The sequence below is a fragment of the Variovorax sp. YR752 genome, from assembly GCF_943372545.1.
In genome coordinates this window covers 1-10,672 of sequence record NZ_CALRZC010000268.1, presented here as the reverse complement: position 1 = coordinate 10,672, position 10,672 = coordinate 1, and the positions used below count along the sequence as shown (strand labels likewise).

The following is a 10,672-nucleotide window of genomic DNA, read 5'->3' as shown; positions in this document are numbered from 1 at the left end:
GGAATGGTTCCCAGGGCTGCCTCGATGCGCTGCGCGGTGCGCACGAGCGGGCCTTCGATGTCGCCCGGCGTGAGGCGGTCGCGGCGCAGCACGAGCATCGACTTCACGGCGCTGAGCTGCGCGAGCAGCTGGTAGCTGTGGGCCTGCAGATGTTCGAGCGGTTCGAGCGGCGGCTGCACGGCGCGTGGTTCGGAGAGCGAACGCTGCGTGGCCTGCACCAGCGCCGAGAGGCTGTCGTAGGCCTCGCGGCGCGCGAGCCGCCATTCGAGCTCGGGGCTGCTCTGGATGGCCTGCAGCTGGCCCAGGCCGAGCGCGAGCCGCGCGTGGCGTGCCTGCGCGGTGAGCACGCGCGCCACCAGCGCGGGGATCTGCGTGCGCTCCCACGAGGGCAGCACGTAGCAGAAGCCCCAGGCCAGCGCCGCGCCGATGAGCGTGTCGGCGATGCGCTCGAACAGCGCAAAGATGGGCGCGGTGCCGGTGTTCAGCATGTGGGCCTGCAGCAGGCCCAGCACGGTAGCGGCCACGGCGGTGACGAGGTAGCGCCGCACCGCGAAGCTGTGGGCGATGGCCTGTGCGATGGTCACGCTCACCAGCAGCATCAGCGCCGAGGGGTGCGCCGACAGCAGGCCCACCGCGAGCACGCAGCCCAGCAGCGTGCCGGCGACGCGGCTGTTGCGCCGTTCCAGGGTCTGCGAGAGGCTGCCGCGCAGCACGACCACGATGGTCAGCAAAATCCAGTAGTCGTGCGAGCCCCAGGGCATCGACACGGCGATGCCGTAGCCCGCCGCGATGGCCAGCGCCGCGCGAATCGCGTGGCGCAGCGGCGGTGCGTCCCAGCGCCACAGCGCAAGAAAAGGGCGCAGCGACCAGTCGGTCGGGCTCACGAAGAGCTGCCAGTTGGCGCGCACCACGGCCAGGTTGGGCTCGACGTCGCCGCGCGCCATGGCCGCGAGGCGCAGCACTTCGTCGTTGATGTGGCCGATGCGGCTGGCCAGGCCGCGCGCGAGCATGGCGGCCGACGGGCCCATCTGGCCGTGCGTGTCTTCGTCGTCGGCCGTCACGTGGATGGCGGCCAGGCGCGGCCGGCGGTCGGCCACGGCGGCGGGGTGGCGGCGCATGAGCAGCGCATCGGCCAGGGCGGTTGTTTCGTCGGCCAGCTCTTCGAGGATGCGGCGCATCTCGACCAGCGCCTGCGCGTGCGACGGATGGGCGCGCAGGGCGTCGAGGTCGAGTTCGCTGGCGAGCAGCTGGTCGCGCATCTCGAGCACGATGACGAGCATGCCGGCCATCCGCTGGCGGCGCGGCGTGCGCGGCGACTCGAGCACGATGTCGCGCGTGGCCTGCAGCTGATCGGCCAGCGCGGCCTGCTCACGCAGCAGCTGGCCCAGCAGCGAGGCGGGGGTGTCGCGGATGTCACGGGTTTCGTCCTGCGGCGTGAACTGGCTGGCCTCGGTGCGCATGAGCGCGGCCAGCGAAAACAGCACGTCGGCGATCGACTGGGTGCGAAAGCGCCCGTTGAGCAGCAGGTTGGCCAGCGTGGCCCACACCACGTACAGGCCGGCGCCCAGGCCGAACTCGGTGGTGCGCGCGATGGCGTCGGACAGCCCGGCGGGCGCCGGCGTGGCCATCGAGAAGATCATCGAGAACATCACCGCGATAGCGATGGGAATGCCGCGCTTGCCCCAGGCCATGGCCACGAAGGCCATGAAGGTGGCGGGCACCAGCAGCAGTCCGAGGCGGATCGGTGCGCCGTGCAGCATCTGCACCGCGAAGAACAGCGGCAGGCCGATGAGCGGCGCCGGCAGCATCTGCAGGAACTTGCCGCGGCGCGGGCCGGGCAGGTCGGGCGGCGCCGTGACGATCACGCCGGTGGCGGCGGCCGAGGCGGCCAGGGTGCCCAGCCACAGGTGCACCCCGCCCGAAATCACGAGCAGGCCGAGCGCGACGGTGAGCCCGCTCGCGACGTAGTGGCTCAGCGCAATGCGCAACGCCGCACGAACCCGCGCGGCGGCGCCCGGCCCCGTCATCACTTGGCGGAGGCGTCGCCCTCGGCGGGCGCCTCGCGCTTGATGCGGGTGAGCTTGCGCGGGGCGGCCGGCGCGGCGGGTGCTGCCGCGGGGGCCTCGACGCTGCCGTCGAGCGAGGCGGCCGTCTGGTCGGTCACGGTGCTGCGGGCGTACAGGTCGGTCGAGGCCTCGTCGGGCGTCGAGCGGGTCGAGGCCGACACGGCGCGCACGCGGTCGCTGGCGCGCAGCTTGTCGTCCACGTTGGCGAACTTGGAGTACTTGGCGAGCAGCGGCACCAGCTGGCCGTACACGCGCGGGGCGCCGGCCAGGCATTCACGCTGGTCGAGGAAGTCGGGCTCGCCCGTGAAGTTGCCGATGAGGCCGCCGGCCTCGGTCACCAGCAGCGAGCCGGCGGCCACGTCCCAGGGGTTCAGGCCGGTTTCGAAGAAGCCGTCGGTGAAACCGGCGGCCACGTAGGCCAGGTCGAGGGCGGCGGCGCCGGGGCGGCGCAGGCCGGCCATGCGGGGCATCATGTCCGCCATGATGGCCAGGTACTGCTTGAAGTTGTCGCCGGTGCGGAACGGGAAGCCGGTCGAAATGAGGCACTCGCTGAGCTTCACGCGCTTGGACACGCGGATGCGGCGCTCGTTCATGTAGGCGCCGCGGCCCTTGGTGGCCGTGAACAGGTCGTTGCGCGACGGGTCGAAAACGACCGCCTGCTCGATCTTGCCGCGCACCGACAGCGCGATGGACACGCAGTAGACCGGGAAGCCGTGGATGAAATTGGTGGTGCCGTCGAGCGGATCGATGATCCAGACGAACTCGGAGTCTTTGGCGCCGTATTCGGTGCCCGATTCTTCGGCCAGGATGCCGTGCCCCGGGTACGCGCCCAGCAAGGTCTCGATGATGACCTTCTCGCTGGCGTGATCGACTTCGGTGACGAAGTCGTTGACCTGCTTCTGGGAGATGCGCACGGCCTCGACGTCGAGGGCAGCGCGATTGATGATGGCGCCGGCGGCGCGTGCGGCCTTGACGGCCACATTGAGCATGGGATGCAGGTTGGGGGACGACATTCTGGATTGTGAGAAGAACGGTGGGATGTGGCCCCCAGGAATGCAATTTGGTGCAATCTGGAAGACCCTGCGACCCGGCGATGCGGGCGGCGAGAATCGGGCATTTTACCGGCTCAGCCCGTTTGTGTCTTCCCCACCCGTCATGCGCACCCGTTTCATCCTCATCCAGACCAGCCACGCCGGCAATGTGGGCGCCGCCGCCCGCGCCATGAAAACCATGGGTTTCGACGACCTGGTGCTGGTGACGCCCCGTTGGGCCAACGTGCTGCGGCGCGAGGAAACCATCCAGCGCGCCAGTGGTGCCCTGGACGTGCTGAACAACGCCCGCATCGTCGAAACGCTCGATGAAGCCCTCGACGGCGTGACCCACCTGTGCGCCACGGCCATGATCCCGCGCGACTTCGGCCCGCCCACGCGCACGCCGCGCGAGCACCTGGAGCCGCTGGGCAAGCAGGGCGACCAGCACGTGGCCTTTTTGTTCGGCTCGGAGCGTTTCGGCATGCGCAACGAGGACGTCTACCGCTGCAACGTGGCGCTGACCATTCCCACCGACCCGAAATTCGGCTCGCTCAACCTGGGCGCGGCCATCCAGGTGGTGGCCTACGAATGGCGCCTGGCGCTGGGCGGCTACGGCGTGCGCGAGGCCATCGCGCCGGTGCAGGCGGCCGACGCGCAGGCCGTGGCCGGCATGCTCGACCACTGGGAGCGCTCGCTGGTGGACATCGGCTTTCTCGACCCGGCGGCGCCCAAGAAGCTCATGCCGCGGCTGCAGCAGCTCTTCAACCGCGCGCAGCCCACGCCCGAGGAAATCCACATCCTGCGCGGCATTGCCAAGGCCATGAGCGACGCCACCCGGCCGCCGCGCGGCAGCTGAGCCGTCACAAAACCCCATCGCGCGTACGCGAAGACGCCCGGCTTTAGACTGCCCAGCCCCTATCGATATAACGACAACAAAGGCAGCGATGTTCTCTCGCCTGCGCGCCGACATCCGGTGCATCCTCGAACGCGACCCGGCCGCCCGCAGCGCCTGGGAAGTGATCACGGTCTACCCCGGCTTCCATGCCGTGGTGCTGCACCGCTGGGCGCATGCCTGTTGGACCCACGGTTTCAAGTGGCCGGCCCGCTTCATCGCGCATTGCGCGCGCTGGCTCACGGGCATCGAGATCCACCCGGCCGCCAAGCTCGGCGAACGCGTGTTCTTCGACCATGCCATGGGCGTGGTGGTCGGCGAAACCGCCGAGATCGGCGACGGCTGCACCATCTACCAGGGTGTGACGCTGGGCGGTACCTCGCTCTACAAGGGCACCAAGCGCCACCCGACCTTGGGCAAGAACGTGGTGGTGAGCGCGGGCGCCAAGGTGCTGGGCGGCTTTGTCGTCGGCGACGGCGCCAAGATCGGCAGCAACGCGGTGGTCATCAAGCCGGTGCCGGCCGGGGCGACCGCGGTGGGCATTCCGGCGCGCATCATCCCTTCAAAAGAGGGCGAGAGCGCCGACGTGTCCGCGCCGCAGAAGTTCTCGGCCTACGGCATCACGCAGGACGACGACCCGCTCAGCCAGGCCATGCGCGGCCTGATCGACAACGCGTCGAGCCAGGAACACCAGATCGCGCTTTTGTGGCAGGCCATCGAGAAGCTGTCGGCGCAGCCGGGCACAAAGGACTGCGTGCCGGGCGACGCGGCGCGCGGCGAGTCGTTCGAAGCCGACAAGCTCACGCAGCTGATCGGCAAGTAGGCGAGCAGAAGGGGGCCGTCGGCGGTAGGCGGCTTCGAGGGGACAATCGAGGAAACCTTCTTCGACACAAGACCCACGACCATGCCCCGCCTCGACGACCCCCTCCACGACGCCGAAGTCGGCTCCCGCGACAGCACGCTCGACACCACCCGCATCGACGACGTGCGCATCGGCGCCGTGCGTCCCCTCATGACCCCCGCGCTGCTGCAGGAGCGCGTGCCCGTGCGTGACAACACGCTCGCGCTGGTCGAAGGCAGCCGCGCGGCCATCGCCGACGTGCTGCACGGCCGCGACGACCGGCTGGTGGTGGTGGTCGGTCCGTGCTCTATCCACGACCACGACCAGGCCATCGAGTACGCACAACGCCTGAAGAAGGTGGCCGATTCGCTGCAGGACGACCTGGTCATCGTGATGCGCGCCTACTTCGAGAAGCCGCGCACCACCGTCGGCTGGAAGGGCTACATCAACGACCCGCACCTGGACGGGAGCTTCGCCATCAACGAAGGCCTGGAGCGCGCGCGGCGCCTGCTGCTCGAGCTGACCACGCTGGGCCTGCCCACCGGCACCGAGTTTCTCGACCTGCTGAGCCCGCAGTTCATTGCCGACCTGATCGCCTGGGGCGCCATCGGCGCGCGCACCACCGAGAGCCAGAGCCACCGGCAGCTGGCGTCGGGCCTGAGCTGCCCGGTCGGCTTCAAGAACGGCACCGACGGCAGCGTGAAGGTGGCGGCCGACGCCATTCTTGCGGCCCGCGCGCCGCATGCCTTCATGGGCATGACCAAGATGGGCATGGCCGCGATCTTCGAGACGCGCGGCAACGACGACTGCCACGTGATCCTGCGCGGCGGCAAGGCGCCCAACTATTCGGCGGCGGATGTCGCGTCGAGTTGCGAGGCGCTGCTGGCCAACGGCCTGCGCCCGCAAGTGATGATCGACGTCTCGCATGGCAACAGCAGCAAGCAGCACCAGCGCCAGATCGTGGTGGCCGAAGACGTGGCTGCGCAGATTGCGGGCGGCGAGCGGCGCATCACGGGGATCATGATCGAGAGCCACCTCGAGGAAGGCCGGCAGGACCTGAAGCCCGGCGTGCCGCTGAAGCACGGCGTGTCGATCACCGACGCGTGCATCGGCTTTGCGCAGACGGTGCCGGTGCTCGAGGGGCTGGCGTCGGCGGTCAAGACGCGGCGGCGGCTGACAAAGGCCTGAGGCCGCGGGGCGCTTACTCGCTGACTCATTCACGGGGCGCCGCTGCATGGCGTGCGCGGGCCTCTACCGGAGCGTTCCGCATGTCAGCGACACACAAAGCCATTCTGCAAAAGGCCAACGCGGCCATCACCCAGGGCGACTACGAAGGATTCCTCGCGTTCTGCACCGAGGACACCCGATGGACCTTCGTGGGCGACCGAACGCTCCACGGCAAGGACGCCGTGCGCCAGTGGATGGCGACCGCGTACGCCGAGCCACCGAGCTTCGAGGTTCATCACCTGATCGCCGAGGGTGATTTCGTCACGGCCCTCGGCGAGATCACGCTGAAAGACGAGGGCGGGAAGGCCACCCGCCATGCGTACTGCGACGTGTGGCGCTTTCGTGAGGGCCGGATGGCCGGGCTGTACGCCTTCGTCATCGAGGCGCCGCTGGAAGGCGGCTGATCGCCGTCAGACCGGCGCGCAAGCCCCCGCACCGCCCGGCCGGGCCGTCAGCACTTCACACCCTTCGGCCGCCGCATCACCGGTGGCCGGGCATGGCGCGCCCGACATGCCGACCGCGACTTCGTCCCGGCAACGGGCGTCGACCGACCACGGCACCCATTCCGTGCGGGCAAGCGACACTTGGACTGTTGGCAAAATGTAAACAAAGCAAACAGTTTTCTAATTGTTACGAGAACTACATCACGAAACTTGGGCTGCGACTCTGTGGATCTGAGGGCAAACAGGCCGGTTGTGAGGCATCCTTGCGCCACTTTGTAGTCAAAAGGATTACAAAATACCGACCAGTCAGGTCTTAATGATTGCATTTGGAGTGCCTTCATGTTCAAGCTCGCAGTCGCCGCGGCGGCCACCGCCACCCTCGTTCTCGCATCCGGTTCGGCCCTGGCCGAGACGGCCACGGCGAGCTTTCAGGTCAAGATGACCATCGTCAAGAGCTGCTCGGTGACGGCCGGTACCGCCTCCGACATCAACCTGGGCACCGCCGTGCTGCCCACGGCGACCAACCAGACGGGCAGCAACACCATTTCGGTCACCTGCTCCAAGACCACGCCGTACAACGTCGGCCTGGCGCCTTCGACCGCCAACAGCGGCACTGTCAATGGCACGGGTTTCATGTCGTCGCTCACCACCAGCGACAAGGTGCCTTACTCGCTGTATTCGGACTCGACCTACAGTGCGGCCTGGGGCAGCACCATCGGTTCCAACACCGTGAGTGGCACGGGCGACGGCAGTGCGGCATCCCTGACGGTCTACGCCAAGAACACCAACGCCAATTTCGCGCCCGGCAGCTACGCCGACACCGTCACGGTCACGGTCACGTACTGAGCCAGCGCTGAATCACCGAGCCAGAGCTGAATCGTGAGACGTGCACTTGCCATCGGGGGACTGTGGGGCGCATGCCTGCTGTGCGGCGGTGCGGTCCAGGCGGCCGGCCTGCAGGTCTCGCCTGTCACCTTGACGCTGGTGCCGACACGGCAGGCCGACGGGCTCTGGCTGAGCAACACGGGGCCGGCGCCGCTGGACGCGCAGATCCGCGTGTTCCGATGGACGCAGGTCGACGGGCAGGACCGCATGGAACCGGCGGAAGGACTGATCGTCAGCCCGCCCATGCTGCAACTGCCCATCGACGGACGGCAACTGGTGCGCGTGATCCGCAACGGCCCGCCGCCCGCGGGTGCGGCCGAAGAGGCCTACCGCGTGCTGGTGGACGAGCTGCCCGTGCCCCAGGCGGCGGGCGCGGCGACGGACGGCAAGAAGAGCAGCCTGAACTTCGTGATGCGGCACTCGCTGCCCATCTTCGTTTCTCCGGCAGGCGTGGAGCCGACCCCCGCGCAGTTGCGCTGGAGCCTGCGCAGCGAGGGCGGCAAGGCCGTGCTGGAAGTCAGCAACAGCGGCGGGGTGCATGCCCAGCTGGCGGATCTTGTATTCACCGGCGCGGACGGTCGTGCCGTCAGCGCCTACAACGGCTTGCTGGGCTATGTGCTGCCTGGCGCCACCATGCGCTGGCCGCTGAAGACGCCGCCCGCCGCCGTGTCGGGCGCGGGCCGCTGGCAGGTCATGATCGATGGCAGAACAACAGCCGCCGACCTCGCGCCGCTGGCGCGCTGAGCGGGCCCGATGCGCTGCGAGGGCCTGGCTGGCCCCGTTCGCGTTGGCCCCGCTGGCGTTGGCCCTGACCGCGCTCCCCGCCCAGGCAGCGCCCGCCGCCCAGGCCGTGCCGGGCGCCATGACGCTGTACCTGGAGGTCAGTCTCAATGGCATGGCGCGCGGACTGCACCCGTTTCGCCTGGAGGCCGGGGCCTTGTGGGCGTCCCGCGCGGTGCTGCGCGAACTGAGTTTTTCCCTGCCCGACAGCGGCGCCGAATGGCTGCCCCTGCGCGATCTGCCTGAACTGGTGGTGGCCTACGATGCCGCGCGCCAGCAACTGAGCCTGACTGCGCCGCTGGCGATGCTGAGCCTGCCCACGGCCACGGTGGGGCAGGCGGCAGTCACCGCGCAGCCGCTGAGCACGTCCACCGGCCTGCTGCTTAACTACGACCTCTATGGCACCCGGGGCAGGGGCGGCAGCAGCAGCCTGAGCGCCTTCGGCGAGCTGCGCGCGTTCCGCGGCGCCAGCGTGCTCAGCACCACCTGGCTGATGCAGCGCACGCGCGACCACAGTGGCTCGAAGGACCAGTCCGTGCGCATGGACAGCACCTGGAGCATGGCCTTCCCGGACAAGATGCTCACCCTGCGCGTGGGCGATACGCTCACCGGCGCCGTGCCCTGGTCGCGCGCCACGCGCATCGGCGGCATCCAGCTGTCGCGCGACTTCGGCCTGCAGCCTTACCGGCAGACCGCACCGCTGCCCAGCTTCATCGGCTCGGCCACGATGCCTTCGGACGTGGAACTGTTCATCGACGGCATCCGTCAGTACAGCGGCCAGGTGCCGGCCGGGCCCTTTCAGCTCAACGCGCTGCCGCGCATCAACAGCACGGGCACGGCGCAGGTGGTGGTGACCGACGCGCTGGGTCGCGCCGCCACGCTGAGCTTTTCGCTCTTCGACAGCAACCGCCTGCTAGCGCCCGGGCTGACCGATTGGACCGTCGACCTCGGCGTGGTGCGCCGCAACTACGGCCTGCGTTCCTTCGACTACGGCAAGCAGCCGGTCCTGACCGGCACCTGGCGCCGGGGCCTCAGCGACAGCTTCACGATGGAAGCGCACGGCGAGGTGACGCGCGGCCTGGCACTGGCCGGCGCCGGGGGCGTGTGGCAACTGGGCGCCGCGGGCACGCTGTCGGGGGCGCTGGCGGGCAGCCGGCACGACGCCGACACCCCGGGCGGCAGCCGCAGCGGCACGCAGACCAGCCTGGGCTACCTGTGGCGCCAGGAGCGCCTGTCGGTCGGCCTGAACGGCACCCGCACCCAGGGCGACTACCGCGATGTGGCAACGGCCTACGGCTCGGCCCCGGCCAAGGGCAGCGCCAGCGCGAGCGTGGGCTACGACATGCGCGGCCTGGGCAACGTCAGCGTCAGCTATCTTTACCTGCGCCCGATGGGGCAGACCGCATCGCGCTACGCCAGCGTGAACTGGTTCCGTTCGATCGGGCGCGCGTCCTCGGTCTCGGTGGGCATGAACCAGAACCTGGACAAGCGCAGCGACCGCGGCGTCTTCGTCAGCCTGAGCTGGTCGTGGGACGCGCAGACCAGCGTGAGCGCGAGCGTGCAACGCAGCGGCGATCAGGGCACGGTCGGCACCGTCAGCGCGCAGCAGTCCCCCCTCGGCGACGGTGGCTGGGGCTGGCGTGCCACCGCGCGTGCGGGCGGCGGTGCGCCGGGCGGGCAGGCCGAAGTCAACTACCTGGGCCCTTACGGCCGCGTGCAGGCCGGGGTGAGCGAGATGGGTGGCAACAGCGCCAGCCGCTACGCCTATGCGGGCGCCAGCGGTGCGCTGGTGCTGATGGGCGGCGGCGTGCTGGCCGCGCGGCGCATCGACGACGCCTTTGCGGTGGTGGACACCGACGGCGTGGCCGGCGTGCCCGTGAAGCTCGAGAATCGCCCGGTGGGGCAGACGAATTCGAGCGGGCTGCTGCTGGTCGTGCCGGTGAACGCCTACCAGAACAACAAGCTCGCGATCGATCCGATGGACCTGCCCGCCGATGTGCGCATCGAGCGCGCCGAGGCCCTGGTCACCCCCGCCGGCCGGTCGGGCGCGCGGGCGCGTTTCAGCATCACGCCCGTGCGGGCCGCCCACGTGGCTCTGATGGACGCGCAGGGCCAGCCCTTGCCGCTGGGCAGCCGCGTGCAGGCGAACGCGCAGGGCGGCAGCGGTGCGGTGGTGGGCTATGACGGCTGGGTGTACCTGGACACGCTGGACGTGCGCAACACGCTGGCCGTCCGCACGCCCGACGGCGCGGTGTGCCAGGCAGGGTTCGACTGGCGGCGCCCCGAGGGCGGTGGTTTGCAGAAAGAGCGGTTGACATGCGTACGTTGAGATTTGTGCTGGCGCTGGTGTCCGCGTGGCTGCTGGCCATGGGCGCGGCGCATGCCGACCCGACCTGCTGGGTCGCCACCCAGCCGAGCTTCGCCTTCGGCACCGTCACGGCTTCGTCGGCGGTGGACACCACCGCCACGGTCGGTTTCACCTGCCAGAACGACACCGGCCAGGTGAT

General features: G+C 69.6%; 10 protein-coding genes. 8 read left to right on the top strand and 2 right to left on the bottom strand.

The features are described from left to right. A partial coding sequence (locus tag AAG801_RS36370; RefSeq protein ID WP_341892792.1) for an FUSC family membrane protein occupies positions 1-2,027 on the bottom strand: 2,027 nt, incomplete at its 3' end. After that, a complete protein-coding gene (locus tag AAG801_RS36365) occupies positions 2,027-3,079 on the bottom strand; it encodes an inositol monophosphatase family protein (RefSeq protein ID WP_192192746.1) in 1,053 nt (350 codons plus the stop codon). The genes AAG801_RS36365 and AAG801_RS36370, both read right to left, overlap by 1 nt. Before the next feature lie 142 nt (positions 3,080-3,221). Here AAG801_RS36365 and AAG801_RS36360 point away from each other — a divergent pair, with 142 nt between their 5' ends. The 8 genes from AAG801_RS36360 to AAG801_RS36325 form a co-directional block, all read left to right on the top strand. Next, a complete protein-coding gene (locus AAG801_RS36360) occupies positions 3,222-3,953 on the top strand; it encodes an RNA methyltransferase (RefSeq protein ID WP_101489639.1) in 732 nt (243 codons plus the stop codon). Between the two features lie 67 nt (positions 3,954-4,020). Further along, entirely contained in the window at positions 4,021-4,812 is a 792-nt protein-coding gene (gene cysE / locus AAG801_RS36355; RefSeq protein WP_341892793.1) for a serine O-acetyltransferase, read from the top strand. Positions 4,813-4,893: 81 nt separating this feature from the next. Beyond that, a complete protein-coding gene (locus AAG801_RS36350; RefSeq protein WP_101489641.1) occupies positions 4,894-6,018 on the top strand; it encodes a 3-deoxy-7-phosphoheptulonate synthase in 1,125 nt (374 codons plus the stop codon). Positions 6,019-6,098: 80 nt separating this feature from the next. Beyond that, positions 6,099-6,461 (top strand): nuclear transport factor 2 family protein, encoded by a 363-nt coding sequence (locus AAG801_RS36345; protein ID WP_341892791.1) that lies wholly within the window; start codon positions 6,099-6,101, stop codon positions 6,459-6,461. Positions 6,462-6,839: 378 nt separating this feature from the next. Then, a complete protein-coding gene (locus tag AAG801_RS36340; protein ID WP_341892790.1) occupies positions 6,840-7,346 on the top strand; it encodes a spore coat U domain-containing protein in 507 nt (168 codons plus the stop codon). Between the two features lie 33 nt (positions 7,347-7,379). Next, positions 7,380-8,129, top strand: coding sequence for a molecular chaperone (locus AAG801_RS36335; protein WP_341892789.1), 750 nt, complete (start codon positions 7,380-7,382; stop codon positions 8,127-8,129). Positions 8,130-8,187: 58 nt separating this feature from the next. Further along, on the top strand, positions 8,188-10,494 hold the full coding sequence (locus AAG801_RS36330) for a fimbria/pilus outer membrane usher protein (RefSeq protein WP_341892788.1): 2,307 nt from the start codon (positions 8,188-8,190) through the stop codon (positions 10,492-10,494). Continuing rightward, a partial coding sequence (locus tag AAG801_RS36325; protein WP_341892787.1) for a hypothetical protein occupies positions 10,482-10,672 on the top strand: 191 nt, incomplete at its 3' end. The genes AAG801_RS36330 and AAG801_RS36325, both read left to right, overlap by 13 nt.